The 24,814-nt window shown below is 69.0% G+C and carries 19 protein-coding genes and 1 pseudogene; 7 read left to right on the plus strand and 13 right to left on the minus strand.

What is annotated here, in order from left to right:
• Positions 1 to 45: 45 nt before the first annotated feature.
• From AB0F11_RS14070 to AB0F11_RS14105, 8 genes are all read right to left on the minus strand, one after another.
• Positions 46 to 654: a DUF5819 family protein gene (locus AB0F11_RS14070; protein WP_362172209.1), complete on the minus strand. Its 609-nt coding sequence runs from the start codon at positions 652 to 654 to the stop codon at positions 46 to 48.
• A 23-nt stretch (positions 655 to 677) separates the two neighbouring features.
• Positions 678 to 1,037 (minus strand): hypothetical protein, encoded by a 360-nt coding sequence (locus tag AB0F11_RS14075; RefSeq protein WP_362172212.1) that lies wholly within the window; start codon positions 1,035 to 1,037, stop codon positions 678 to 680.
• A gap of 1,415 nt (positions 1,038 to 2,452) precedes the next feature.
• Positions 2,453 to 2,809 carry a DUF6233 domain-containing protein gene (locus tag AB0F11_RS14080; protein WP_362172215.1) on the minus strand — a complete coding sequence of 119 codons (357 nt, stop codon included), beginning with the start codon at positions 2,807 to 2,809 and terminating at the stop codon, positions 2,453 to 2,455.
• 2 nt (positions 2,810 to 2,811) lie between these two features.
• A complete protein-coding gene (locus AB0F11_RS14085; protein WP_362172218.1) occupies positions 2,812 to 3,177 on the minus strand; it encodes a hypothetical protein in 366 nt (121 codons plus the stop codon).
• Between the two features lie 232 nt (positions 3,178 to 3,409).
• Positions 3,410 to 4,120: a hypothetical protein gene (locus AB0F11_RS14090; RefSeq protein ID WP_362172221.1), complete on the minus strand. Its 711-nt coding sequence runs from the start codon at positions 4,118 to 4,120 to the stop codon at positions 3,410 to 3,412.
• A 16-nt stretch (positions 4,121 to 4,136) separates the two neighbouring features.
• Positions 4,137 to 4,601 (minus strand): hypothetical protein, encoded by a 465-nt coding sequence (locus AB0F11_RS14095; protein WP_362172224.1) that lies wholly within the window; start codon positions 4,599 to 4,601, stop codon positions 4,137 to 4,139.
• Between the two features lie 512 nt (positions 4,602 to 5,113).
• Positions 5,114 to 5,908, minus strand: coding sequence for an excalibur calcium-binding domain-containing protein (locus tag AB0F11_RS14100; protein ID WP_362172227.1), 795 nt, complete (start codon positions 5,906 to 5,908; stop codon positions 5,114 to 5,116).
• Positions 5,905 to 8,583 (minus strand): ATP/GTP-binding protein, encoded by a 2,679-nt coding sequence (locus AB0F11_RS14105; protein WP_362172230.1) that lies wholly within the window; start codon positions 8,581 to 8,583, stop codon positions 5,905 to 5,907. The genes AB0F11_RS14100 and AB0F11_RS14105 overlap by 4 nt, the downstream gene beginning before the upstream one ends.
• A gap of 173 nt (positions 8,584 to 8,756) precedes the next feature.
• On the opposite strand from AB0F11_RS14105, the gene AB0F11_RS14110 reads away from it, so the two are divergent.
• The gene (locus AB0F11_RS14110) at positions 8,757 to 9,029 is read left to right on the plus strand and encodes a hypothetical protein (RefSeq protein ID WP_362172233.1); all 273 of its coding nucleotides are present in this window, start codon (positions 8,757 to 8,759) and stop codon (positions 9,027 to 9,029) included.
• Here AB0F11_RS14110 and AB0F11_RS14115 read toward each other — a convergent pair.
• On the minus strand, positions 8,987 to 10,813 hold the full coding sequence (locus tag AB0F11_RS14115; protein WP_362172236.1) for a zeta toxin family protein: 1,827 nt from the start codon (positions 10,811 to 10,813) through the stop codon (positions 8,987 to 8,989). The genes AB0F11_RS14110 and AB0F11_RS14115 overlap by 43 nt on opposite strands.
• A gap of 189 nt (positions 10,814 to 11,002) precedes the next feature.
• On the opposite strand from AB0F11_RS14115, the gene AB0F11_RS14120 reads away from it, so the two are divergent.
• The 3 genes and pseudogenes from AB0F11_RS14120 (at position 11,003) to AB0F11_RS14130 (ending at position 16,999) form a co-directional block, all read left to right on the plus strand.
• Positions 11,003 to 13,237: a helix-turn-helix transcriptional regulator gene (locus AB0F11_RS14120; protein ID WP_362172239.1), complete on the plus strand. Its 2,235-nt coding sequence runs from the start codon at positions 11,003 to 11,005 to the stop codon at positions 13,235 to 13,237.
• A gap of 39 nt (positions 13,238 to 13,276) precedes the next feature.
• Positions 13,277 to 13,796 (plus strand): annotated as a pseudogene (locus AB0F11_RS14125) (XRE family transcriptional regulator).
• A 338-nt stretch (positions 13,797 to 14,134) separates the two neighbouring features.
• The gene (locus AB0F11_RS14130; protein ID WP_362172242.1) at positions 14,135 to 16,999 is read left to right on the plus strand and encodes an NACHT domain-containing protein; all 2,865 of its coding nucleotides are present in this window, start codon (positions 14,135 to 14,137) and stop codon (positions 16,997 to 16,999) included.
• 166 nt (positions 17,000 to 17,165) lie between these two features.
• On the opposite strand, the gene gcvH is transcribed toward AB0F11_RS14130, so the two are convergent.
• The 3 genes from gcvH to AB0F11_RS14145 form a co-directional block, all read right to left on the minus strand.
• Positions 17,166 to 17,540 (minus strand): glycine cleavage system protein GcvH, encoded by a 375-nt coding sequence (gene gcvH / locus AB0F11_RS14135; protein ID WP_362172245.1) that lies wholly within the window; start codon positions 17,538 to 17,540, stop codon positions 17,166 to 17,168.
• A 598-nt stretch (positions 17,541 to 18,138) separates the two neighbouring features.
• A complete protein-coding gene (locus AB0F11_RS14140) occupies positions 18,139 to 18,585 on the minus strand; it encodes a MarR family transcriptional regulator (RefSeq protein ID WP_362172248.1) in 447 nt (148 codons plus the stop codon).
• Positions 18,582 to 19,346, minus strand: coding sequence for a hypothetical protein (locus tag AB0F11_RS14145; RefSeq protein ID WP_362172250.1), 765 nt, complete (start codon positions 19,344 to 19,346; stop codon positions 18,582 to 18,584). The genes AB0F11_RS14140 and AB0F11_RS14145 overlap by 4 nt, the downstream gene beginning before the upstream one ends.
• A 901-nt stretch (positions 19,347 to 20,247) precedes the next feature.
• On the opposite strand from AB0F11_RS14145, the gene AB0F11_RS14150 reads away from it, so the two are divergent.
• The 3 genes from AB0F11_RS14150 (at position 20,248) to AB0F11_RS14160 (ending at position 22,299) form a co-directional block, all read left to right on the plus strand.
• A complete protein-coding gene (locus AB0F11_RS14150) occupies positions 20,248 to 20,526 on the plus strand; it encodes a hypothetical protein (RefSeq protein ID WP_362172253.1) in 279 nt (92 codons plus the stop codon).
• Between the two features lie 79 nt (positions 20,527 to 20,605).
• Positions 20,606 to 21,634, plus strand: a complete 1,029-nt coding sequence (locus tag AB0F11_RS14155) for a hypothetical protein (protein ID WP_362172256.1) — start codon at positions 20,606 to 20,608, stop codon at positions 21,632 to 21,634.
• Positions 21,635 to 22,131: 497 nt separating this feature from the next.
• Complete coding sequence (locus tag AB0F11_RS14160) at positions 22,132 to 22,299, plus strand: hypothetical protein (RefSeq protein WP_362172259.1); 168 nt, start codon at positions 22,132 to 22,134, stop codon at positions 22,297 to 22,299.
• Positions 22,300 to 22,486: 187 nt separating this feature from the next.
• Here the strand turns inward: AB0F11_RS14160 and AB0F11_RS14165 are convergent, their stop codons facing one another.
• Positions 22,487 to 24,475: a helix-turn-helix domain-containing protein gene (locus AB0F11_RS14165; RefSeq protein ID WP_362172262.1), complete on the minus strand. Its 1,989-nt coding sequence runs from the start codon at positions 24,473 to 24,475 to the stop codon at positions 22,487 to 22,489.
• Positions 24,476 to 24,814 lie beyond the last annotated feature (339 nt).

Below are 24,814 nucleotides of genomic sequence, written 5' to 3' on the forward strand. Positions count from 1 at the left end.
CGTAAGGACGACTACTCGCCTTGTCCAGAAGAGGGATCAGATTCTTCACAGGGTTCTTACCTCCACCCACTCCATGTCCTGGACGTCGACCTTGTCCTCAGCCTTGGGATCGTGCCGCTTCGACCAAGGCGGCAACTGCTGGACATAGAGGCGGATTTGGACTTTTGAAGGCCTTCCGCCGCAGACCGCAGGCATCTGCGTCAAGGAATAACGCGACAAAAACCGGACGGCCTCCTCTCGTGAGGTCTTTTCGTAAGGCGTGAGCGGAAGTTCCTTCTTCTTCTCCTCCTTCTGCGATTCCCGCAGCCGCGCCAGAACCGGGTCACCGCCGCTCAGCTGCTGCACACTGCCGGTCACCAGCCGCGACATACGCGAAGGGAAAAATCTGCTCTGCTGCGCCTTCTCCACATATCGCGTGGTCACGTCATAGAAATCGGTGGTCGATCCGTCCGGACATGTGGCCCGTGCCAGGATGCCGCGATTGTCGGACAGGGGATCCGGGGCGAAGAGCATCCAATTTTGGGCGAAATAAGGTTCCAGATAACTGGCAGCATAGTGGTAGTAGCGGAGTTTCATCGGAGTCAACGGCATCTGAGAGAAGGCCGAGGCAAGGAAATGAAGGCCCAGGAGGGCGGCGCCGACGAGCAGCGCCACCCTCCTGGCTACAGAGTGTTCCGTCACTTGTCGAAAACCGTCTCCACGTCGGAGCCGTCGGGCAGCGTGTTGCTCGGGGCGACACCGAAGAAATCACTGACGGCCCCAACGGCCTCCAGCGCCGAGTCGCCGGCCAGCTCCGCTGCCGCCTTGCCGTGCACGGCGGCCCGCTCGGCGAAGCGGCCAGCGGACTTCGCAGCCTTACCGGCGAGCTTGCCCAGGCCGCCGATCGCCTGCGGGGCATCCTCCGGATTTTCAGCCTGCACTGCGGCAGCACGGGCCACCGGCGCCGGCGTTTCGGAAGCCTGTGCCGATCCCTGAGTGGCCACCACGAGTGCGGCCCCACCCAGCGCCAAGGTGATCCCCGTAACCATCTTCTTCATTTCATCTCCCTTTGTTAGGCCACCTACCCTTTCGGATGGGTGGCGCATTCTTTCGAGTAACCGCGAGGCAAGATTGGCGAGCAGGTTTGACGCAAGTGAAGAAAGTGTAAATTCACGAAAAGATCCAAGGTCAATCCGCAAATTGGACGGATGACACATTAGAGCGTGTCAAATTGCACGACTTTAAGCTGTGTTGACCATCGCGCGACCGTCGCATTCAAGCAGAGCTATATCGATCTGCCTAGCGTCGAATAATCCCCCCAATTCCCCGCACCACTCCCTCTCGAGAGGCGTTACGAATATTTACATGCACCGCGAATCCAGTCCAGGGAATAGAAAGATAAAAGCCTGACTCAAACATGCCGGACGAGGGTCTTTTCGCAACGCAGTGTCATGCGATGGAAATGGCGGCCCTTCCTCCCCTTCGGGCCTGACCTCAAGGTGTAGCGCTGCGTAGCCAATGCGCCTGAGCGGCCTATATCGGGCGGCCTCTTGTGTGTGCATTACATTTTTCGGCCAATCCTTCGGCGGCCTGCGTAGGCGGTCTTGATCAGCTTGGCTCAAAGGTGATCTCGCATGTTCGGTAATCAGCCTCCTGGCTAAAACGCTCCCGTGCTGCCCACCTGGTGCGTCTACCAAAAGCCAGCAGCTTTAAGGGCGGGCTGCTGGCGCGCTGTTGAGCTGCCGGGCCCCGCGTTTCCCTACCCGCTGCGTAACGCCCTGGTGAGCCGATCGCGGTGCGACGGCGCCTCTCTCCGGCAGCCGACTGGGGCGACGTCGGCCTCGGCGACTTTCGTCGGTAGGACGGCGCGCGCCAGCAGCACTGGGGGCGGCCGCCGACGCGTCCTCGGAACTTCCCTCCGGGGCGGGCACGTTCAGCGAGCTCGACATGGCGCGAGCTCTCCTCGCCGCCGAGCAGGTCCCCCTTGCTGTCGCCGGATCACAGCGCCACGGGGTTGTGACAGCACGCCTACGCCGTCGGCTCGGCGGCGACGTCCGGTGGGGGGGTGGGCGCCTGCGCAGTGGGGGGAGGTGGGGCGTCCGTCCGGGACGGACGCGAGGTGGTGGCGGCTCGGGTGGGGGGCGGCCTTCTCGCCGGTGGCCTTGGGGCTGCGGGCGCACTCGGCTGGTCCGCAGAACCTCCATCAGGTCCACTATGCCGGTCGGGGCCGCCGCGGGCTCGGCCTTCTCCACGTTCTCGCAGGCGGCCGGGCCTTGATCAGAGCAGCGACCTTCTCCTCAAAGGTGCGGGTCGGGGTGGAGGGGGCAGCGTACGCAGCCTGTACGTGGACGCAGGCGTGCCGTAGGCGCGGGCGCAGGTGCCGACACAGGCCAGGGCGACCGAGGGCCGCACACCGCGCCCCCGCGCGTGATTGCCCGGCCGGCAGGAGCCGAGCCTGCCACGGGGGCGGTGTCTACAGGTCAAGCAGGCCGAGGTCGCTCTCGGGCCGGCACAGCGGGCACGCGATCACCGTCGGGACGGACCGCAGCGTCTCGACCGCCTCCTCCCGGCTTGCCGGGCGGGAGCGGCTGCCCCGCCGACAGGCACTGGTGTGGACGCGGGTCGGAGCCCGCTGGATGCCGCGACCGTACTCCAGCCACCAGGCGGCCGGCTCCGGCAGCGGCCGCCGCTGCGCCAGCACCGCCTCCTGCTCCCCTACCGCCTCGATCCGTGCGTCCACGCGGGCCAGCGTCAGCTCGAGCCAGCGGCGTACCACCAGCAGCTGGTCCAGCCGCGGAGGCAACGGCAGCAGGGGATCGGGGATGCTCACGGCTACGCCGCCTCGCTGGTCTCCACCGGCCCGGGGCTGTCGGGCCGGGTCTGCTTCTTCAGCAGCATCCGTGCCGCAACCAGCTTCTCCTTCTCCACCGTCGCCCAGTACGGATGCAGGGTGACGGCCGCCGCCAGATCCCTCAGCCGCTGCTCCATAGCCGCGACGCGCGCCTTCTGCTCGTCGGTCCACCCGGGGCTGTCGGGTACATCCCCGCGGTGGCTGTACCGCTCACCGCGCGCCCAGCCGGCGAGGGGCTCGACGCTCCACGGCAGGCCCTTGAGGTAGGAGTGGTGCTCAGCGCGCAGGCGGTGCATCTCCTCCTGGAGCGCGACAAGGTCGGAGGGGAAGGTGTCGGTGTCACTCACACCGACATCGTAATTCTGTTCGAATATGGAAGGAAAGCTAGCCACCTTCACTCCCCCCGCATGGCCTACCCGCTCGCCCTGAGCCGGTCCGTACGCTGGGCGAACTCGCGATCCGTACGACGTCGGTCGTACACGGCCTCGGGCCTGATTCCCGCAGGGGGTTCCGCCCCGGTCACCTCTCCGACAAGCCGCAGCCCCGGATCCGAGCAGCGGCCGCTACCCAGCTCAGCCGTCATTCCGGGCCAGGCTCAGTCCAGTACTGGCGCGGGCGCTCGGGGATCCGGTGCCGGGTCTCCCGGTGGATATCGGTGATGTGGGCCCGGTAGGGCCGCCATGCCTCCACAATGTCCAGCTCGTCGGGTGGTGGCGGAAGCTCCCGCAGCTGGACCGGGGACTGCTGTCCGTCCGCTCCTCCGCCGCGCAGCTCCATGACGGTCTTGACCCACCACTGGACCCACCCGTACAGCGCGGACCCGTACAGCTCGACCGGGCCGGGCTCGTCGCAGGTGACCGTCATGGTGTACCCCGTGTCCGGGCCCAGAATGTCGCCACTGGTGCGGACCCAGACGACCGCGGAGCGCTGGTCGGTCACGACGGCGATGACGCGGGCCGCGCGGCGCCGCCGGCACAAGCGGTCCAGCATGAGCAGCGCTGGCAGGTCCCCGGGGCCGCTCAAGATCACATCGGCGCTGCCGAGGGCTGGGGTCTCCTGCATCCTGTCGAGCGGTTCGACCGCCAGGGCGTGAAGCTCCAGGTCGTCGAAGAGCCGCTGGAGACGGCCGGTCGGCCCGCCCGGCCACATCGAGGGCCTGCTCGCGAACGGGTACCGGGTGACATGGATCTGCAACGGCTCGCCGTGGACCACCACCACGTGGCTGTGGACCTGGCAGGCGTGCACGTCCATGCCGGGCAGGACCGCGTGCGGCTGCGGCTGTTCCCTCATTGGCCCCCCTTACTGGTCAGTCGACGTCGCCAGTCACTGCGGCTCCCAGAACGGAGCCGGCCGCGATGATCGCAGTCCAGACGTCCTGCATCTTCTCGCGCTCTGCGGGGGTGAGGACGTCGTACTCGGTCAGGCTCTCCCCGCCTGCCTCCAGCAGCGGTCGCAGCTTGTCGGCGTACGGCGCCATCGCCCGCAGCGTGTCCACATACGCCTCGATCAGCTCCACCATCAGCGACCTGCCCAACAGCTCCCGGGCAGCCGGCAAGCTTTCCCGGGCGACTTGATCTGCGAGGTCCTGTTGGAGCCGCAGCCCCTCCGCCTTGCTACGGCCCGTCATCGGCTGCTGATCCAGGTGCCCCATCAGGCTCTGCCGCTTGCGCACGATCAAGGCGCCCACGGCCTGTTCGGTCTCGCTCGGCACCCATTCACGGTGGGCAAGGGCCTTCGTGATCTCGCTGACCCGCTCGTCTGTCGTCGTCACGAGGACACCGTACGAGAGCGGGGGAAAGGCTGGCACACGGACGGCAGAGGGCTTGTGCCCGCATCGACCGCGGCTGATGGTGGGGTCTGTTTAACGGCCTGGTGCGTCACGCCCCGCCGCGGGTCGTGTCCCTCGCAGGCCGGCTCCTGACACGTGTCGGCGCATACCAGCCACCCCCGCTCGGGTAGACGGTGTTGGGACGATCGATCAACCGCAGCCGGCACACCGGCCGGTCTGCCCAACACCGCGACCGCGACAACGGCTTCAGCACCGCCCACTCATCATCGCGCGCCTGACGGAATAGTCCATCCCGGTGCCGTGCGGGTGACGAGGGCGTACAGTCGGAGCTACTTGAAGGGGCACTCGCCTCACCGGCCACTGTCCCTCTTGCTTTGGCCCGCACAACCTGGTGTGCGGGCCTCCCAATTCTCGATCTCACTGCTGGCGTCCCTACTCGCCGACTGCGACGAAAGTGCGCCGCCTGGACGACTGGCCCCTCTTCTTCGCGACGACTATTCGCAGGCGATGCCGTCCATGTCGGCATCCAGGTGCAGCCCGTATCCGATATCTCCACGGCGTAGAGGTGCTGCGCCGGCGGCTCGGGCGGCGTCGCAGTCCTCGTATTTGTGCTCCAGGTCGTAGCGGGCGCCCATGCTTAGGCCGACCTGAACGGTGAACCTCACCTTCAGCACCTCGGGCTGGCTTCGCAGTTTGACGGTGTACTCGAAGGTGTCATGTCCGCCGAAGCCACGCTGCGGGGTGTACACGGCCAGGCTCCTGTCCGCCTGCAGCTCCAGCGTCGCGTGCTGGGGTTGCTGGGTGACCGTGATCTCGACATCGGCGGATGTCAGGCCCTTGTCGTCGTCGAGGTCGTCGGTGCGAACGGTGTGCGTGTCTTCGGCACTCACATGTTCGAGGAGGCGAAGCGTCGTCTCATCGTGCATGTCGATCCAGAGCGTCGCGTTCTTGGTGTCGTCGCCTTGCTGGGCCAGCTTCCAAAGGGGAGCGGGCAGGGGTGAGTGGGACGGGCCAAGTCCGGCCGCAGTGGGACCGTGCCCCGGGCCCTCGAGCCAGTCGGAAACGCCGGACACGACCCACCATGCGCCCCAGCCGATGAGCCCGAGCACCACAGCGACAGCCAGGCAGGCTGCCTGCGATTGCCGCAGCTCTGCCTTCTGCCGCTTCCGGTCTTCTTCCCGCTCCCTGGCCTGCCGTTGTGCGCGTTCGGCGAGGTAGATCTGGTGTCGGCGCTCCGACGCCTCTTCGAAACTCCGGCGGATCTGCTGGGCGAATTTTGGATCGGTCATCGGGCGTGCCCCGTGTGGGTGCGGCGGGCGGTGACGAGCCGGTGCCACCTGGCACGTGTCTGGTCCTCGCCGTCGAGCCACCGCGTGGTCGTCGGGCCGGGCAGGGGAAGGCCGGCCATGAAGTGGGCGATGTCGGTGAAGTACGCGAAGTCGCCGGTCACGGTGAGGGCACGCAGGCGGTTGATGGTGGCCGCCAGGTCTTGGTCCTCTCCGCGGACTGCGTGGTGGAAGGCGAGAGCGAGCTCCACGAACCGGTGGAGGAACGGGAGCCCGGCGCTCTCGACGCTGCCGTGCAGGCTCTGGGCGCGGTCGGTGACCCCGTCGGTCCCGGCGTCCTTGATCAGGGCGACGACCTGGGCGAGGAGGGTGTTCGAGCGCTGGTCGAGGCCGTCGAGGAGCTGGTGGGCGAGGGCGAGCTCATCGTCGGCCCGTACGGGGTCGGCGAACGAGATGGCGAGGGCGAGGCGGACCTGCATCATGGCCCGCTCGCCGGCGGCACCGTGCTGTTCGGCTTCCGCGCGGCCGGCTTCGAAGGCCGTGATTGCCTGGGCTGTGTCGGCCTGCGACCAGTGGATGTCGCCGAGGACGCGGTGGTGGCGGCCCGTCCAGCCCAGGGTGGGGACGGCGGCCAAGGCCGTGGGGAAGTCGCCGGCGAGACGGGCCAGGTTGGCGAGCGCCCGGCGGGCCTTGGGAGCCAGGCGCCCATCGGCGTCGGCTACCTGCTGCATGCCGGTGCGTGCAGCGTCGTTCTGGCTGAGGTCTTTGTGTGCCTTGGCTCGGTAGTAGAGGGCCATCTCGGTCAGCTCGGCGGGCAGCAGGCCGCTGTCCAGGACGGCGGTGAGGCGGTCGGCGGTGAGCCGGCGGTGCTCGCGCTGGCGACGGACGATCGCGGTGAGCAGTTCGGCCACGGCATCGGCGGGGGTGTCCGGGGCGTCGGTGGTGACGGTGGGCAGGGAGAGGGGTTCCCAGACGGAGTCGTCGGTGTAGACGAAGGCGGCCTCGATGAGCCAGCCCAGTCCGGTCAGCTGGTGGTCGCGGGCCAGGCGCAGGCCCTGACGCAGGCAGGCGACTAGGAGCATGCGGCTGGGGGCGAGGGCGGCGGCCTTCGTCCACTGGTCGCCGAGGGCGGCCAGGGCGCGGGTGGCGGCCTGGTGCCAGTCGGCGGGTGTCCAGCGGTCGTCGCTGTGCTGGTCGTCGCGTACGGCGCTGCGGATCGCGCGGTGCAGGTGGTAGGGCCACAGGGCGTACGGGTTTTCGGTGACCAGGGGCCGCTCGACTAGGCGGCGGGCCAGGGCCTGGTGGGTGAGGCCGGCCGTTTGGGTGGCCAGGTCGAGGTCGAAGGCGTCGAGCAGGCTGACGCTGCGCAGCAGGTGGCGTTCTTCTGGGGTGAGGTCGGAGAGGGTGCGGGCGAGGAGGGCGGGGAAGGTGCAGTCGAAGTCGGCCGGGGTGGGGGTGCGCCCGGTGCGGCGGATCTCCAGGAAGCGGGAGACGGCGAGGTCGAGGTGGAGGGGCAGGCCGTGGGAGCGGGCGGTGATCGCGGCCCGGATGTCGGCGCTGATGAGGGGCTGACCGTCTTGGACCAGGCGGCGGGCGAGGTGGGCTTCGCAGTCTTCGGGGGAGAGGTCGCCGATCAGGAACTGCCGGGCGCCGGAGCCGGCTGCCCGGGGCTGCGGGACGGTCAGCGAGGAAGAGGAGGAGGCCAGGCCGGGCCAGGCGGCGGGCCCGGTCCAGTCGAGCTGGCCGTGGAGTGCGGGGTCGGCCCACTGCAGGCGGCTGCGGCCGCCGATAACGAAGAAGACGTTGGGCATGAGCCAGACCAGGCGCTGCAGCAGCCGTTCGAAGTCCCGGTGGCGGTCGGCGGTGTCCTCGAAGGTGTCCAGCAGGACCACCGGGGTGAGTCGCTTCTTCGTGGGCAGCTGGTTCAGGTCCCAGGCCAGCAGGTGCGGGTAGTAGGACAGCGCCTCCAAGTCCGGGGTGGCTTCCAGCAGGGCCGCCGTCCGCGTCGCGCCGGCCAGGGCCCGGGCACGTTCCTGGCGCTCGCGCAGGGCCTGGACGAGCGCGGAGGTGAGCTGGCCGGCCGCCGAGCCGACCAGGCCGGGCAGCGCCAGGGCCGCGGCGACCTCACCGACTCCGGCCCGCAGCTGCCCGGGCAGCAGGTTGGCGAAGCGCCCCGCCAGCCCGGCACGTCGGACGTACTCGTCCAGCGGCTCCCCCGGGTGGACGTGTTCCCAGTAGTGCCTCAGTGCCACGTCGAAGGAGGGCACCGTGCGGTCCAGGGCCCCGGCGAGCGCGAGGCGGATCGTGAGGATGACCCGCTCGAAGTCCGAGCCGGTCGACGCGGCCCGGGACAGGTCGATCCGGATGGGCAGGACCTTGTCCGTCCAGGTGGGTGCGCCCCACTGCTCGGGGCGATGCTCGGCGGCGGTTAGGGCGGCCTCGATCTTGCGCAGGAGGGTGGACTTGCCGACGCCGCCGACGCCGTGGAAGACGATCACGTTGGTGCGGGAAGCTTCGAGGTCCTCCACGTCGATGGATCCGTCGGCGACGCGGCGGAGGTGTTCCTCCAGTGCGGCGGCCACCAGGGCCCACTGGCTGTTGCGGTCGGTGAACGCCTCCGCGACGTCGAACGCCGACGGGTCGTTGGAGCTGAACAGCGCACGCAGGTTGTCGGCCATGGTCCCCCCACATGTGATCGTCCGGGCCCCCAACCTATGCGGCCCCGTGGCCCGTTGCGGATTCTCCGGGCGGCACGTCCAGTGCACGCTGGTGGTGGACTGGATATCGGCCACGGCCGACAATGATCCTTTTGTCGTCTTCCCGCGAAGGTTGGTCCCCCGTGTACGATCCCGTGTCTTCCTCCAGCTCCGAGCCGGCTGACGTGGCCGGCTCTCAGGTCCCCGCTGATGTGGTGGGGGAGGTGCTGGCCTGGTACACCCGGGAACTTATGGCCGAGCGCCGCGCGCCCCACCCCGACCCGGAGCGGCTGGAGCACCTGCTCGCCCGGCACCAGGAGGGCATGCAGGACCGGGCGCGGCTGAGGGACGCCGACGCCGAGGAGACAGCCCGTATCACCGCTCTCTACGCGGCCCGGCTGAAGGAGCTGGAGGCCACCGGCTCATAATCGGCGACCTCGTGGGCCCGGGGGAGCGGCAGGGCGGCCACGGCCGCGGGGCCGGGAAGCCTGCGCGGCTGAAGGTGGGCGGGCATCAGCGCTCGCGCCAGGCGGGCGATCTGCTCCAGGTCGTGGCGGAAGTGGGGGAGCTCGACGCGCAGGCGGCGCTGGACGGCCCAGAAGCGTGCCGCCTCCTGGGAGGTGTAGGGGCGGGTCTGCTCGGCGAGCAGCGCCTGCGCCGCCGCTCTCGGCCTAGACCATGAGCCCTCAGGAGTGCGGTCATTGCGGTAGAGAACGGTTCCCTCGCGCCCCCACACCATGACGGAGTCGGCCACCGCCTCCTGCTCGGCCGCGGCCACCGCGTCGGCGAGCACGGCGAAGTGGTGGTCGTGCCCCTGCGCGGTGGTGAACCGGCCATGACCACCCAGCCGGTTCACATCGGCGCAGCGCACCGCGGTGCCCTGCCGGGAGTCCGCCGCCCGTGCGGCCAGCACCACCAGCTCCACCCGGTAGCCCGCCCGCCGGTAGGCCATCGCTCCCTCCACGAAGCCGGCTGCGCTGCCGGGGGCGATCTCGATGATCACGTCACCGCGCCGCTCCCGCACGGCCGCCTCGGCCATCGCCTGCCAGGCTCGGTAGTCCGCCCGGATACGTTCACCGGCCGTACGGGGCTCCTCGCGCAGCAGGTCGTAGTAGTCCGGGTGCATCGCCTTGAAGTCGTCGCCGCTGATCTGCGTGGGTCCGCCGCGCAGGGCCCGGCGCAGCACCCGAGCCTGGCTGGTCTTGCCGGAGCCGGGCTGGCCCATCACGTACACCGCGACCGGGCGTTCCTGCGGCGTGATGCCCTCCAGGAGGGACGGGGCGATCAGCACGTCGAAGATGAAGCGGTGCTCTTCGGCGGAGAGCCGGTGGTAGTCGACGCCGGGCGCCTCTCGGCGGGCCTGCGCGCCGCGTCGCAGCGGCTCGGCCAGGGCGGCGGCACGCTCGCCGTCGCGTCGCACCGCCAGGGCCCAGTCCTGGGGCAGCTGCGGATCGTGCGCACGGCGGTCGGCATCGGCGAGCTGGCGGCGGAAGACGCCGGTCTCCGCTGCGCTCCACGGCCGTAACCGCTCGCCCAGCAGCGCCTCGCGCGCCCCGGCTGGGTTGCGCCACCGGCCAGAGGGCGTGAGCTCGTTGGCATACAGGACTTCGCCGGCGCGGCGTACGACGACGACCCGGTCGGCCAGGCGTCCGGTCTCGAGGTCCGCGAGGGCGGTGGGCAGCGCGGCCGCGCAGGCGTCGTGGTTGTCCCAGCCCACGTACCGGGCCCGGCCCTCCTCGGCAAGGCGCAGGTACCGGTCCAGGACACCGAGCTGGGACACGGCTTCCGGGACGGCTAGGGCCACGACCTCGATCCGGTAGCCGGCCTCGCGGTAGGCGGCCAGCGTGGCCAGCCACCCGGCCGGGTCGGCCAGGGCCTCCTCCGCCACCACGTCGTACCGGCGGCTGCGGGCGTGTGCTTCGACCTCGGCCTGCCAGCGGTAGGTCTCCGGCCGCACCCGCACCCCGGCCGTGCGGACCTCCTGGGCCAGGAAGGCGGAGTAGTGAGGGTGGAGGGCCTTGTAGGCGTCCCGCTCCACTCGCACTGCGCCACCCCGCTGTTCGAGGGCGGCGTGTACCAGGTCCATCACCAACGTCTTACCGCTGCCGGCCTGCCCGGCCACGAACACCGCCACCGGGTGCTCCTGTGGCACCGCGCCCGCCGTCAACTTCGCGACGATCACCTCGGCGGACAACTCGCCGTACTCCTCCACTGACCTCTCCTGGCCGTGCCTCGCGTGCCCGATGTGGTGGGTCCTTCCGGACTGCGCAATCCCTGTCGCAGAGCGGAGGTCCCACAAGCCCCACTCTAGCCCCTACGTACGCAGAACGTACGGCTTTCGCACGAGAAGCGTACGCGAAATGCACGCTTCGTGGGGTAGGGTGGGGGTAGGAGGTGTTCCATGTCCGAGTTGTTCGACGCGGTCGACGCACTGATCGCGTCCCGCGCCACACTCCCGCCGCCCGCCGAGCGCAAGCGACTGCGCGCCGCGCACGGCCTGACGATCGACGAGGTGGCCACCGCACTGAAGGTGCGCCGCGCCACGGTGTCCGGCTGGGAGTCCGGCAAGACCGAGCCCCGCCCCCCGGAACGCGACGCGTACGCCCGGCTCCTAAAGAAGCTCGCCGAGCTCTACCCCGCCCCCGCCAGCACCGCTGCGGCCGCCACGGACACGGCGCCGGCTACGTTCACCGGCAGCCCCGCCCCGGCCCCTGAGGCCCGAACCCTGTCCGCAGGCCCGGCACCCGAGGCTGCGGCCATGACCGAACACGAGAACACCCCCACCAGCCCTGCCCCCGTCGCCGCTCCGGCGGCCGCCCAGCGTCCGGCGAGCACCACCAGGCCGTCATCGACGTCGCGCCGTCCAGGAGCGAAGAAGGCAGCACCGACCGGCACCCCGGCGGGCGGAACCGACCAGCGGTTCGAGAACGGCCCGCTGGCGGTCGTCGACGTCCAGGACGGGCAGGTGCAGGCGTACTGCACCGGCGGCCTGGTCCTCGACGTGCCCGCCAAGTCCCTGCCGACACTGGTGGACTGGACACTGAAGGAGGCGAAGCTCGGGCAGCCGAGGCTGTCCGGTCCCGGCAAGGACGCCGACCCACTGCTCGTGCTCACCGAGACCGCACTGGAGCGCTACGGCCTCCCGGCGAAGCTCACCGACCAGGAGCGGCTGGCCGGACGGCTCCCGGAGGGCCACAAGGTCGCCAAACAGCTGGCCCGAGCGGAGTGGCAGCTCACCAAGCGCGGCTTCGGCCCCTGGGCACGCATCTACCGGCCCGCGCAGGGCTCGGAGCGCGCGTGCGTCCAGCTGTGCATCCCGTCCTGGGACGCGCTCGACACCCGCCACTGGAACGGCGCCGCCCAGCTTCCGCCAGCGGAACTGGCCCGGCTGCTGGGCACGTACGCGGCCCGCGTGATCACGCCGCGCGGCTCCACGGCCGTGACCGGCCTGGAGCTGATGACCGCCCTCCACCCGGCGACCCGCGCCTCCGAACCCGACGCCGACGGCCGCCGGCACTCCGAGCACAATCCCGGCAGCCTCGGCAAGGACCCGGTCGACTGCGCGCCGTGCGAGGCCCCCGACGGCCACCCTCTGCTTGCCGACCTCCCGCGCTTCCACCAGCGCACCCCGGCCGAGATGCTGATGGAGGAGGCGTACGACTGGGCACGGCCGCTGACCGACGACGAGTGCATGCGCTCGAACCTGGTCGGCATCGACGTGAACATGGCCTTCGCCGCGGGCGCCAACGGCCTGGTGGTCGGCCTCGGCGCCCCCACGCACGTCAAGGCACCGGTGTTCGACCCGAAGCTGCCCGGCTCCTGGCTCGTCGACCTCTCCCACGTCGACCTCTCCCGAGTGAAGTCCGGCAAGGACTGGGTCCAGCTGAACAGCGACCTGCTGCCCAACCCGTTCACGCCGAAGGGCACCCGCCCCGAGGGCCCGGCCTGGTACGCGACGCCGACGGTGGCGTACGCGGTGGAGCTCGGCTACGACGTCGCCCCGCTCGAGGCGTACGTCCGCTACGAGAACGGCCGCTACCTGGACGCCTGGTACGGCCGGCTACGCGACGCGTACCTGGCGACGATGGCCGACCTCGGCGTCGGCACCGACCTGCCGCCACAGGAGTTCCTCGCGGCCATGGACGGCTACCGGCAGCGCGACCCGGAGATGGCGATCGTCGTTTCAGCGATCAAGGCCACGGTCAAGGGTGGCATCGGCAAGCTCCGCGAACGGCCCCGCGGCGAGGGCTGGAAGCCCGGCCAGCCGTGGCGGGCCCTGTCCCGGCCGACTTGGCGCCCTGACATCCGCGCCGCGGTCATCTCCCGGACCCGCATCAACATGCACCGCAAGATCCTCAAGCACGCCGCCTTCACCGGGCAGTACCCGGTTGCGATCCTCTCCGACTGCGCCGTGTACGCCGTCGACGGGACGAACCCGCTGGACTTCCTGCCCTACCGCGAGGGCAAGCCGCTCCCCGGCGGGTGGAAGCTCGGCGTGAACCCGGGCCTGGTCAAGCACGAAGGCACCCAGACCGTCCTGTGGGGCGAAGGCGTCCGCGAGCAGCACGGCGGCGACCTCAACCTCGCCCGCTACATCAAGGACGGCAACATCACCCACACCGACGGCGGGGAGTAAACCGCGAGGGCACAGCTCGGGGACGGCCTCAACCAGGCAGTGCAGAAGGCGTTCACCCGCCCGATCCCAAAGTCGGCGGGCGCCCAGATGCGCTACCTGGTCAAGCAGTACAAGTCCACCAAGGCCGCCGCGGCCGCGCTCGGCATCACCCAGCGCACCGTCGAGCGGTACCTCAAGGACCAGATCAAGAAGCCCCGCCCCGAGCTCGCCGACCGCATAGAGCGCGAGGTCAAGAAGCGCTGGCAGCCCCAGATCCGCGCCAGGGCCAAGAAGGCCGCTGCCACCACCGGCGGCATTCGTCGGCACCCGCGCCCGCTTCGGCTACACCGCCGCACCCGGCACCACCGACGACGGCCGACTGCGCCACCTCACCGTGGGACTGCCACCCGAGTTCGCCGGCCGCCTCTTCGACGCCCAGGACGCCGGAGCCAGCGAGCAGCAGCTGCTCGACATCGCCGCTGAGGGCCTGCAGTAGATCTACTTCAAGGACTGCGGCCGCCGCGCCGGCGGTCTCCTGGTGGAGTTCACCGACATCGACCACATCGAGTTCGACCTGTAGCAGGCCACACCCCGAACAAGAGCGAGCCCGGATGTGACTGAGCGCTTCAGTTGGCGGGTGAGCGGTCGAGTTGGCGGATTGAGCGCCATCCCATGCCGTGGCAGGTCAAAACCGGCGACTCCATCCTTGGGCACCGCGGCCGGGTTCGCTCGGGCTGGTCTGCAGAACTGGCTGCACGTCGGGCCTGGGCTGACCTCAGGGGTCGTTGTCTCCGCCCTGGGCAGCCCATCCAGAAGCACCTCGCCGCCCGGCGCGGCGCGTTCCGGTGCCGGAGTGATTACAGAAAGTATTCCTCCGTCAGGGAAACGGTCGCTACGGGGGCATTTGACGTGCGGTACATGCGACTCGGCATCTGGGTGACGACGTTGATCATCACCGCTGCCGTCATCATCGTCACAGCGCTCAGCGGGAAGGGCCTCGCCGACCCCGAGCTCCTGATCGCGGTGCTGGGATTCCTTGTGGCCGTCTTCGAATCGGCGCGGGCCCTGTTCCATGACGTCGCCGAAGCCGAGCGCGAGGCTGCATCCCCCGAGAGGCTGGACCGCCTCGCGGGGCGACTGGCCGACGCGGTCAAGGATCAGTGGAAGGAGGAGTGGCGGCTGCGCCGGCTACAGGACCCTGATCCGTTGCCGGTGCCCTGGGCCTTGCCGGAACCGTGGCTGTCCGATGCATGCGGCGACTGGGACGACACCGTAGACCACAGCGACCGCTGGGAGAACATCGCTGAGGTCTTCAACCAGGTGCCCTCCAGGCGGATGGTGGTACTTGGTGCTCCAGGCAGCGGCAAGACGGTCCTGGCCGTGCGGTTCACTCTGGACGTACTGCGGCGGCGCCACCCTGGCGACCCCGTGCCGGTGATCCTTTCGCTCTCCAGCTGGCGGCCGGATCGCGAGAGCCTCCGTACCTGGGCGGCGGCCTCGCTGGCCACCATGGGGACCGCGCGAGTCCAGGGGCTCTTGGCCACCGGTCGGGTGCTGCTGGTACTGGACGGTCTGGACGAGATTCCCCCACCCCTGCGCACCCGCGCAGTGAGCAGGCTGAACACTGAACTGGATGCCGCCACCCCCGTCCTGCTGACCTGCCGAACGCAGGACTATGCCGAGCAGGTCGAGAATGGGGATGCCTTCACCTCGGCCGCGGTATTGGAACTGAAGCCGCCCTCCTTCGACAACGTGAGCGCCTACCTCGTACGCACCGCGCGACCGGTGCGAGGGGCCGCGGGAGAACGGACCACGCGCTGGGACTCGGTCCTCGCCCATCTACGGGATCATCCGGACGCTCCCGTCTGCCGCACACTGCGCCAGGTCTTCCAGACGCCGCTGATGGTGGCGATGACGCGTGCCGTCTACAGCGATGGCAGGGCCGACCCTGCGGAGCTACTCGATCTGCGCTTCACCGACCCTGCCGAGCTCGAGCAGCACCTGCTCGAGGGATTCGTGCCTGCGGCCTTCAGCGATTCTCCTGATGGTGGCCGGGCTGGTCGGTGGCTCGGATTTCTCGCCGCACACCTGGAACGTCGTCAAGCCCGTGATCTTGCCTGGTGGCGCCTGCGATCGGCGTTGCCGTGGCCGCTGCGCCGCTTGGGGCCGATCCTGCTTCTGGGAGCCCTCGGCGTCGTGATCAGCACCGCCCTGGCGCCGGCGGCGGGTTTGGCGGCACTCGTGGTAGCCACCGCGTCGCTGGTCGGCGTCTGCATCGGATACGTCGTACTGTCGCAGGGTCCAGGCTTGACGCTGGTCCAACGGGGCCGCGCTCTACGGGGGTTCTTCGCGGTTGTCGCAACTGCCGCCGTCCTTGGCGCCATCATCGGCACAAGAGTAAACCTCAGTGGCCAATTCAGGTACGCCTTGGACTCTGAGCCGACCTGGCCGTATCCAGCCTTCTGGCTGGCGATGACCGGAGGCCTGGCCACCGCCGTGGTCCTGGCCGTAGTCGGCATCGTCGGCGAGCCGGTGCCCTCCACTGCGTCTTTCAGCGGCCGTCGTCAGTCCAGGACAGCCCTCGTTCTCACCGTGGCCGCTGGTCTGACCGCGGCCGGTTCCTACCTGCGCTGGGGCAGCGGCGCCCTCTTCTTCGGCGTTCCCGTGGCGGTCATGACGCTGCTGTATGCACTGACAGCTGTCCGCGGAGCTAAGGCCACCCCGGAGGTCGGGAGGATAGAGGCGGCCCGTCATAGGCCCACAGGGAGAGCCAGGAAGTGGCAGCGGCTGGGCCAGACGGTGGGGCGGGGGCTGGCGGCTGGTCTGGTGGCCGGATTCTGCCTCGGCGCTCCTCTCGGTCTGGCGGGGGGGACCGTACTGGCCATCCGGGCTGGTATGCACCAGGCGTTTCCCGAAGGCTCCGATGTGTTCACGCTGCGTCCGGGAACGCGCTGCGCGGTCACCCCGAACGGCTGGAGTCAGTGCCGGTCGCCGGACGGCGACCGGTTCGTGCGCCCCTCACGTGAGGTTGAGGGGGTCCGCTTCGACGCCCGGTCCAGCAGCTGGGCGGGTACCCCGGAGTCGGAGGTGCCGTGCGCGAGGTACCGGTGTACCAGTTTCCGTGGGCTCATCGAGCTTCACGTCGAACGAGACCGCTTCAGGCGATTCTTGGTGGTCGTACTTCCCGACGGCACCCCCGCCCGCGATTATAGTTTCAGTTTCAAAAGGGGACTGCCCCTTCAGACGGCTCAATGGCTCTACAGCCCGGACCCGGCGCTGGAGTTCAGCAACTTCGCGACCTTCGGCCTCGTAGGCGGACTGGCCATCGGTCTGGTCACTGGCATCGTCGCCGCACTGCACAGATGGCTGTTCTCACCGGTGGACATCGTCCGCGCACTGAGCCCGCGAGCGAGTCTGCGCACGGATAGAACGACAGCGATCGCCCAAGGCCTCATCGTGTTCCTCTTCGGTACCCTTGCCACCGTTTTGCTATTCCTGGCTCTCCCACAACCGGGGATTTCCCAGCGTGGCAGCCTCTCGGCGCTCATCTGGCCTCTGGTCGGATCCCTCGCTATCGCCCTGAGCGCCTGGGGTTGGTTCCTCACTGCACGCCTGTGGCTGTGCGGCACCGGCAAGCTGCCGTGGCGCCTGATGACGTTCCTGAACGAGGCCCATCGTCGCGGAGTTCTTCGGCAAGAGGGCGCGGTGTACCAGTTCCGGCACGCCAGGGTGCAGACACAGCTGGCGGCGGCCTACGAACAGCAGGTCTCCGACACGACCTGACACGACTGAGCGCCTCATCTGGCGAGACTCGCCAACTGAAGCGCTCAGTCACACCGGATGTGACTGGGCGCTTCAGTTGGCGAGTGAGCGTGCGAGATGGCGACTTGAGTGGGAGTGATCCACGGCTCGGGGTTAACCGGCGAGCCAGGATACGAACTCGCGGTTGTTAGCCGAACATCTCCTCGTATGTCGCCGCGTCGATCACCCCGTAGGCGGGCGCTCCCCTGTCCGGCTTGATGCAGAACAGCCAGCCTTCGCCGTACGGATCGCTGTTCACCAATTCAGGCTGGTCGTCCAGCATGCTATTCACCGCGGTCACTACACCGCTCCTGGGGGTCTGCACGCGCATTTCGCCAGAGGGCGACTCCACAACGCTGACAGCCTCCCCGGCCATCATGTGCCTGCCGACCTCGGGAAACTGAACAAAGACAACGTCCCCAAGCCGCTCCTGGCCGTACTCGGTGATGCCGATTCTGAACTCCAGGCCACGTTCGCTCATCCACGTGTGGTCCTTCGTGTACTTGAGGTCGGACGGAATCATGACGATGCCTCTCGTAGCAGAAAGTGACAATTCGGGATCAGATTGTCACAGGCGGGAGGGGGACTTCCTGTTGATCGACGGCGTGTTCAGCAAGGACTTCCTCTCCGGAACCTCGTGCGCATCCGCCAGACGCCGGCTGCGCAGGCAGCCGTGCTGCCTGTGGAGTGGACGACGCGGGCCAAGGGGGCGGGAGGCCCGAGCAGCTCGCGCACGACCTGGCAGCCGGGATGCGGGCTGTACCGCGACTCAGCTCAACTCGCCGTATCAAATGCTCAGTCACACCGGACCATCCGGTCCGGGCCCGGCCCTGCCACGGACACTGGGTGACTGGCACGCGGCGGCAACGTTGGGTGCACGACAATGGGCTGGCATTTCACCGTCGCCTGCCCCGCTGTTCGACGGCCGCGTCAAGCCACTGCGAGCTGGGGAGGATCACGACGTGAGGCGCAGCATTCGCACGACGCACCCAGCACACGATCAGTCGTCGCCACGCCTGTGCTGCGCGGCAGCAATGCCGATTTGAGGCCGCTGCCCCCATGGACAGGGAAATCGCAGGGCCGCCACCCCCGAAGGATGCTGCGTTGCTGCTCCGCTTTAGTCAGGAGACGGCTTTGAAGACCTGTCGACGTTTCTGGTCTTCCTTGAGCCGGCGCTTACGGGCCAGTTGGTCCTCGTAGTCCGCCACAGCACGCTGGTAGTTCGGGACGAAGTCGGGAGCGTCCAGCCGATCCTCGGTTGGCATGTCGCGCACCGCAGCGACGGCGTCTTCCGGAGCGTTGTAGCCCGCGAGCATGGGGTTGACCTGGTACAGACCGTTACGGACCTTCTTTACCAGTTTGGCCAGCTCCAGCGTGCGCATGGCGGCATTCACACTGGGCCGGCTTAGCCCAAGAAGATGCCCAATCGTGGCTTGGTCCACATAGATGCGCCCGCCCGGCTCGCTCATCGCGCGCAGCTTCAGCAGCGCCCGGTATGCCGCCGGCGGCAGGTCGAGGTCCGCAAGAAGGCCGTCGGCGTTGACCGCGGCGAATCGCAGCGTGCTCACTGATCCGCTCCCTCCTGGCGCTGCCGCGCCTTCCTCAGACGACGTTGCGCACGTTCCTCAGCCCGTTGCTTCCGGAGCTCTTCAATGGCTTGCCTCATGTGTTCCAACGAGGGGAAGCGTACGAGGTCGGGGAGATCCTTGTTCGCCCTGATCGAGGCAATGGTCTTGCCCTGGGGCACCTTCACGTACTCGGCCTCGATGGTCTCAGTGCCAGGGATGAACTCGGCGACCCGATACGAGTAGGGCGGGTTGAACTGGTAGACGCCGCGCTGCACCTTGAAGACGATGCCGTGCCCCATGACTTCCCGCAGCGTCTCCGCAGCCTTCACGCGGTGCACGTCCAACACCGTCGCCATCTCTTCCTGAGTGAGGTGGATGCGGCCGCCGGCCCTCTGGCACGCAATCAGCAACAGGATCAGCCGTAGGGGCAAGGCCTCACGAAAGTACTGGGCGATCAAGAAGAAGAACTCCAGCGAGTCCAAGGAGAAGGCGTTGGGCTCCCCAGGGCGGCCGTAGAACTCCAGCGGCGCACGTCGACTGTCCAGCGTTAGCTTGCGGTCCGGGTACTGCCGCGCGACGAAATCCAGGTCTGGCAGCTCCGGAACCGGCGCAATCGGCTGGGACCAAGCCGCCATGGCATCGTCATGAGGGGTCTCGAACCCTGCGGCAGGGCTCGGTTGACGACGGCGACGCGCAGACTCTGCTGACACGAGGCGGCTCTCCACTTCGTTGATCCCGGACCAGCAGAGTACGTCAGCCACGCCGACATTTTCGTCAGCCACGCCGACATTTCGTGGAGTTGTGCACCCTCACCAGGTGCGCAACTCCACCGCGAAGGCCCGCAACACCCTTCGCGACCCAGCGGACTCCCGGCGGTGAGACGTCAGTGTGGCCGACGTTCCGAGGAACCAAACGTCAGGCAGCCTGACGTTTGGTCGCCGATATGTAACCTCAGGCGGTGCACATCCTGCGCGCTATGAACCCCCAGTAGGTGCACATCTCCAGCCCCGCAACGCGCTGACCAGCAAGTTTGAGGGCCTCCTCCCTCTTAAGGGGTGGAACCGGCAGTACCGACGTGCGGCCACCCGTACGAGCCGTGACCTCTGCTCCATCCATTCGGTAGCTTGGCCCCCGGCCACTACCCAGACCCTCAGCTCAAGTGAACCCTCTGGCTGCCCTCCCCTTCCTGAACCTCAGCCATCGAAAGTCAGCCACGACGATGCCTTCACTTTCTTGAGCAGCGGCATGGCTTCCAGCAACCCCGTTCCGGTCCCAGCCACGCTTCCTCTTCAAAGCCACCACGAACCCGCTAGTCGCCAGCGGTGAGTCTCCACCCGTCGGGGCACCGCAAGCCCGCCAGGGCTGAGGAGCTACCGACCCAAGGCGCTCACGCTGCCGGAAGCCACCGGCTGGACGGATCGATGATGCGGTGGGACCTCCCGTCGGTCCCCCTCGGGCAGTCCTGCCAACCCTGGAAGAGGGACGCGGATAGGACGTGAGGAGCGCCGGGGATGGTGCGGGGGCCGCCAGTAGAGCCGATGCCGGCACAGGCCGCTGAGTCGGTGCCGGACCCGGTCGCGTTGCGGGCGGGGGTGGCGTACGAGCAGAAGCCGGACGGCCATCGGGCGCTCGTCTTTCACCGCGACCGGCCCGGGCGGTGCCGTGGTGCTGCTGACCCGGCGCGGGTCGCTGGTGCAGGACCGGTGGCCGGACCTGGTGGCGGCCGCCGAGGAGCAGTTGCCGCATGGTCTGGTCCTCGATGGCGAGCTGCTGGTGTGGGACGCAGAGGGCGGCTGGCTGTCGTTCGAGGCGTTGCAGCACCGGGCTGCGGCTCGGGGCCGGGTACCGCTGGCCTGGCCGGGCGGTGCGGGCCTACTTCGTGGCGTTCGACGTCTTGCAGCAGACGGCCAGGAGTTCCTGCACCTTGATGGGGCTTCGTGAAATCGACCAAGACTGCTCATCGATCCTCAGTCGATTGCTCTAGGCAACAACCCCCCTGTGCCCCTGCATACTCTCGTTCATGATCTCTGACACCTCGACCATTTCCGTCGGCGATCCGGATACCTGGCTGTTGACGGCAGGTCGGGAGGACGACGACCGCGCCGAGCAGTGGATCAGGGGAGGGTACTGCGCCACGAGTTATCACGACATCGGCTACGTCGAGCCGGCTGCGGACCCAGCGCCGATACGGCGTGCCTTCGAGAGCCGCTTCCCAGAGGCGAAGCCTGGCACGATCAGCCAGTGGACGACGCAGCTCCACGCCTTCCTGTGGAAGGTCCGGGTGGGTCACTGGATCGCCGTCCATGACCGTGAGAATGGCGTCGTCTACGTGGGCGAGGTCCTGGGTGATCCCACGTACGAACCGTGGCACGACGACGGGTTCCCGCGTCGCCGTCGGATGCGGTGGTTCACGTACTTGATCCGGAGCGAGCTTCCGCCCAACGCGCTCACGATGCAGGGCACGATCCGGCCCATCAAGGCGCACCGCGCCGAGCTCCGAAAGGCTGTCGCCGACCTCCTTGCCGAGGAGGGCGAACTGACGTTCCCCGTGATCGAGCAGCCGTCCCCACTTGGTGCGACGTACCGGCGGCAGGGCGACAGGCCGCCGCCGAAGGAGGCGGAACTGAGCAGGCCGGACCCGGACCTCACCGCGGCAGGCTGGCTGACACACGGCATCCTGCAGGACCGTCTCGCCGATGAGGCAATGGTCCGGGGCTTCCGCCCTCTCTCCCCGACCGGTGTGCCCGCATACGACCTTGCATGGACCGACACCGACGGCAACTTCACGCTGGTGGAGGTCAAGTCCTTGAACGACCACAACGCCACAGCTCAGTTGCGGGCCGGCCTCGCTCAGCTCCTCGACTACGCCGACCACTTCCGCGACCGCACCGTGCGACGGGTGCTCTGGGTGGAGCGAGCCCCCACAGAGAGGGAACGGTGGCGACGGATCTGCAAGAAGGCTGGTGTCGTCCTCGCGTGGCCAGGTAAAGAGGCACGAGCGTTCCTCCCATTCGACGCCAGGCACATTGAGGTTGGGGAACCAAGCTGAGCAAGTCTGAGGAGCCACCGATTGTTGTGTGGGGAGTTTCAGATATCGCCATCAACCTGCCCTATCAGGAGCGCCGCGGCCGCCTGGAGGCCTTGTTTGCCGGCCATGCCCTGACATCCCCGTGGACGCTGTGCCCGATAACAAGGGACGCGGCCCCAGCGCGGGAGTGGCTTCGGTCCTGGCCGGATGTGTCCGGCGTTGAAGGCATCGTCTACAGGCCCCTGGCCAGCCGCTGCATGCCCTCGTACCGCGGGTGAACCAAGATCAGGCGACGCGGCACTGCTGAGGCGGTCATCGGCGCAATCACGGGCACCCTGGCCCGCCCGCAGCTCCTCGTCCTCGGCCGCGACGACCAAGACGGCCGGCTGCGCGCGGTCGGCCGCACGGTACCTCTGCCCTCGGAGGCGGCCCGGCAGGTGGCCGAGTACCTGGCCTGGCCCGTTGCTGGCACCCCTGTACCGGGGCACGTTCGCTTCGGCGTGGGGCAGCGTGACGTCATGGACGTCACGCTGGTGTGCCCGGAGCTGGTGGCGGAGTTCAGTGCGGATCGGGTCGTTGACCTGGGCGTTTTCCGGCACCCGCTGCGCTTCGTTCGGTTGCGTCTGGATGTGAGCGTGGACGACGTCGCGTCCTTCGGGCAGGGGGCGGCCGCGGCGGCCGGCTGACGAGCCGCCGCGTGCTGGCGAACGCGTTCTTCGGGCCGGCATCCGATAGGGGCCGGGCCCTGACCGAGGGGTCGGCTACTGGGCTGTGGCGGCTTGGTGGTGTGCGACTGGCTCGGGCCTGGTCCCGCCCGCCCCGGCGGGGGCGGCCGCGATGGCGGGCGGGCGCCCAGGCGGTGATGTCGGTGGTCTACCTCGGCTGTCGGGGGTGGGGGGTGTTCAGGGCGAGCATGAGGGACAGGGCCATGGTGGTTGATGGGGCTTTGAGGGGGGTGGTGGCTTGGTTGAGGCGTCGGCGTTCGGTGGCGGGGAGCGCCACGGCGATGCAGGTGGTCTGGCCGGGCAGGGTGAGGGGGTTGGCGGCGCAGATGGTGTGGTCGGAGTACTCGGTGAGGTCGTATTGGACGGGGGTGAGGTCGAGGGAGCGGAAAAGGCTGTCGGGGTTGGTGATGGTGTGCGGGGTCAGGGGTTCGGGCTGGTGGCGGGAGAGGTGGTCCAGGCGGGCTGCCCGGTCGAGTTGGGCGAGGGTGGCTTTGCCGACGGCGCTGGCGTGGGCGCTTTCGCGGAAGTCGACCCACTGGTGGACGGTGGGGATGCCGGGCTCGGCTGCTTCGTGGGAGACGTGGATCTCCCCGTCGATGTAGGTGCCGATGTAGATCGCGCCGAGGAGCTGCCGGCTGAGGCTTTCGAGGTAGTCCTGTGTGACGTCGCGGCCTTCGGCGATGGCCTGCAGGACGGGGCCGGCGGTGTGGCCGCCGTCCTTGTCCTGGGTGAAGTGGTGTTCGCGCAGCCATGAGAGGACCTCAGCGGCCTGGGGGACGGGAAGCCCGCAGGACCGGGCGAGCGTGGTCAGCCCGACGGGCGCGTCGCAGGCGCGCAGCACCTCGAGGATCTCCAGTCGCCGGCGTACCGCGTCGGCACCGGTGCTCCTGGCGCCGCCGGGCCTCGTGGACGGGCGCGCCTGGGGCGTAAAGCCGTCTCGCGGACTGCTTCCATGTGGGCCAGTGCTCGAGTGCCCCGGTGCGGTCGTGTCGGACGGCCTGCCCGCACGCGGGTGCGGGACCGGTGCCGGTGCCGCGCCGGCGCCGTCGTGCGCCTGGGGGCCGGAGGGGGTGAGGAGCGCGGATGCGACCTGCATCCGCTGCCACAAGGGGTGGAGGTCTTCCGGCTGTCCGCGCAGGGCTGTGGCCAGGGCGGCCACGAACGGCCAGTCGGCCAGCTCTTCCTCGGGCCGGCCGGTCACCAGCGCCCGCCGCACGCGGCCCGGGGTGAGGAGCGGGTGGTTGGAGCAGAGTGCGTGCGGCAGCGGCGCGCCGGCCGCGATCCACATTCCGCGCAGGGAGGCCTTCAGCGCGGCGGCTGCCTGCAGGAAGTCCTCCGGGCCCGGCAGTTGGACGGGCGGGATGCCCAGGGCTTTCTCCCACAGGGGCCTGAGGTCGTCGGGGTCGGCGCCGCACAGCGCGGCCACCGCCTTGACCACCTCCCACTTCGGGTTCCGTTTGCCGAGCAGGATCCGGGACAGTAACGACGGGGACACCCCGACTTCAGCCGCGAGCCAGCGCTGCGTGTGCCCGGAAGACCGCTGCAGGTGGGACAGGGCGGTGGTGAGCTGATAGCCGGGATGGCCGGGCAGGGCCGGACTGGAAGGCCCCTGCCCCTCCTGCGGCGCGGCGGAGGGGGAAGCCGGCCGCCGTGACGGCACGCGCGGCGGGCGGGGGCCGGGGGCCGAGCCGCGTGCGGCCCGCCACTCGAGAGTCTTGGCGACGTTTTCGTCGCTGAACTTCACGCGCGCGTGCGAGGGGGACATGGCCAGCACGGCCGCGATGTCCGACCATCCGGCCCCGTACTCGGCGGCCTGCCGCACCGCGACCGCCTTGAGCTCCTCCAGGTCCCGCTGCAGCCGCACGACCTCCTCCACCAGCTCCAGCGGCCGCGACGGCGCCGGAAGCCGGGCGCGATGCAAAGCCGCGCCCGCCCGGCCCGACACCGACTGTGCGAGTCGCACCACGTCCGCGTCGTGCCGCTGCGAATACCGCAGCACCGACGCCTGCCGCGCCCGGTGGGCGGCCGCCCGGCACTCCTTCCCGCAGTACGTCGGAGGCCGGCCCGTCGGCCGGGGCCGAAAAAACTTCTCCTTGCAGTGCGCACACTCGATCCGCGGCGCCACCATCTGCGACATACCAATCCTTCACAGGCATGAGAGGGGGGTGGCGAATAGCCGCGCCACCCCGGTTTCGTCACCACCTCGCCCCGAGACGCAATGCCCCCGAGGAGAGGAAGAAACAGCCCTCTCGTCCCGGCGCGCGCCGCGACGAGCGGGCCACAGCGCAGCCTCAGCCCGCGGTAACAGGCACCGGGCCGACACCGCTCCACTCCCGCCTGGACCGCATCGACCAGGAAGAACGCCGCGCGGAAGCCAGAAGAGCCGGCAGGACCAAGAACAGGGACGAAACCTGCGCAGGGGCGAGAACGAGAATCACGCCCACGCAAACGACGGCCAGAAACGGCATCAATTGCA

The organism is Streptomyces sp. NPDC032472 (assembly GCF_040636955.1).
Taxonomy (GTDB): Bacteria; Actinomycetota; Actinomycetes; order Streptomycetales; family Streptomycetaceae; genus Streptomyces.

Coding starts and splice junctions, on each gene's coding strand:
- AB0F11_RS14075 (WP_362172212.1), bottom strand. CDS start 1,037: ATGAAGAAGATGGTTACGGGGATCACCTTGGCGCTGGGTGGGGCCGCA.
- AB0F11_RS14090 (WP_362172221.1), bottom strand. CDS start 4,120: ATGAGGGAACAGCCGCAGCCGCACGCGGTCCTGCCCGGCATGGACGTG.
- AB0F11_RS14100 (WP_362172227.1), bottom strand. CDS start 5,908: ATGACCGATCCAAAATTCGCCCAGCAGATCCGCCGGAGTTTCGAAGAG.
- AB0F11_RS14105 (WP_362172230.1), bottom strand. CDS start 8,583: ATGGCCGACAACCTGCGTGCGCTGTTCAGCTCCAACGACCCGTCGGCG.
- AB0F11_RS14120 (WP_362172239.1), top strand. CDS start 11,003: ATGTCCGAGTTGTTCGACGCGGTCGACGCACTGATCGCGTCCCGCGCC.
- AB0F11_RS14130 (WP_362172242.1), top strand. CDS start 14,135: ATGCGACTCGGCATCTGGGTGACGACGTTGATCATCACCGCTGCCGTC.
- gcvH (WP_362172245.1), bottom strand. CDS start 17,540: ATGATTCCGTCCGACCTCAAGTACACGAAGGACCACACGTGGATGAGC.
- AB0F11_RS14155 (WP_362172256.1), top strand. CDS start 20,606: ATGATCTCTGACACCTCGACCATTTCCGTCGGCGATCCGGATACCTGG.
- AB0F11_RS14160 (WP_362172259.1), top strand. CDS start 22,132: ATGGACGTCACGCTGGTGTGCCCGGAGCTGGTGGCGGAGTTCAGTGCG.
- AB0F11_RS14165 (WP_362172262.1), bottom strand. CDS start 24,475: ATGTCGCAGATGGTGGCGCCGCGGATCGAGTGTGCGCACTGCAAGGAG.